The sequence below is a fragment of the Kineococcus indalonis genome (genome assembly GCF_009906395.1).
Classification (GTDB): Bacteria; Actinomycetota; Actinomycetes; order Actinomycetales; family Kineococcaceae; genus Kineococcus; species Kineococcus indalonis.
Map to the genome: position 1 here is coordinate 1 of NZ_JAAALM010000889.1, position 930 is coordinate 930.

At 78.4% G+C, this 930-nt stretch carries 1 protein-coding gene; it reads left to right on the forward strand.

All coding sequences use genetic code 11. The annotated features are described in order from the left end of the window. Window positions 1-288: 288 nt before the first annotated feature. The coding region (locus tag GTR00_RS21760; RefSeq protein ID WP_166613571.1) for a lysophospholipid acyltransferase family protein at window positions 289-930 on the forward strand (642 nt) is incomplete at its 3' end.

The following is a 930-nucleotide window of genomic DNA, read 5'->3' on the forward strand; positions in this document are numbered from 1 at the left end:
GCGCGCGGCGGCGCCGTGCTCGCCCGGCTCGGCGCCGCCGCGCGCGTCGTCCGCGGGCGCGCCGGGAACCGTCCGCTCGCCGGGGCCCTCGTCGTCCCAGTGCGCGACGATCTCGGCGAAGGCCGCGTCGACGTCGAGGCGGCCCGCCCCGTCGTCCGGTTCAGCAGGCACAGCTCATCGTGGCACGCCCACCGCGCCCGGTCGAGGCGTCCGGCGAGCCCGCCCGCCATGCCCTAGGGTCGCGGCGGCGGCGGCGCCCGCCGCGTCGCGACGGCGGGGAGGGGCCCGGTGCTCTACTGGCTCATCAAGCGGGGCATCGCCGAGCCGGTGCTGAGGCCGGTGCTGCGCCCGTGGGTGCGGGGCCTGGAGAACGTCCCGGCCTCCGGGCCGGCCGTGCTGGCCAGCAACCACCTGTCCGTGGCCGACCCCGTGCTGCTCTCCACCCTGCTGCCCCGGCGCGTGACGTACATCGCCAAGGCGGAGATGTTCACCGGAGCCGGGCTGGGCGGCCGGCTGTTCGGCGGGCTGCTGCGCGGCATCGGGCAGGTGCCGGTGGACCGCAGCGGCGGCCGGGCCTCCACCGCGGCCATCGACGCGGCCCTGGAGGTGCTGGGCCGCGGGGGGCTGTTCGGCGTCTACCCCGAGGGCACGCGCTCCCCGGACGGCCGGCTGTACCGCGGGCGCACCGGCGTGGCGCGCATCGCGCTGCGCTCCGGCGCCCCCGTGGTGCCGGTGGCGGTGGTGGGCACCGGCGAGCTCATGCCCCGCGGGCGGGTGCTGCCGCGGGTGCGCCGGGTGGGGCTCGTCGTCGGCGAGCCGCTGGACTTCTCCCGCTACGCCGGCCGCGAGGACGACCAGTTCGTCGTGCGCTCGGTGACCGACGAGGTGATGGCGGCCATCCAGGCCCTCTCGCGCCAGGAGTACGTCGAC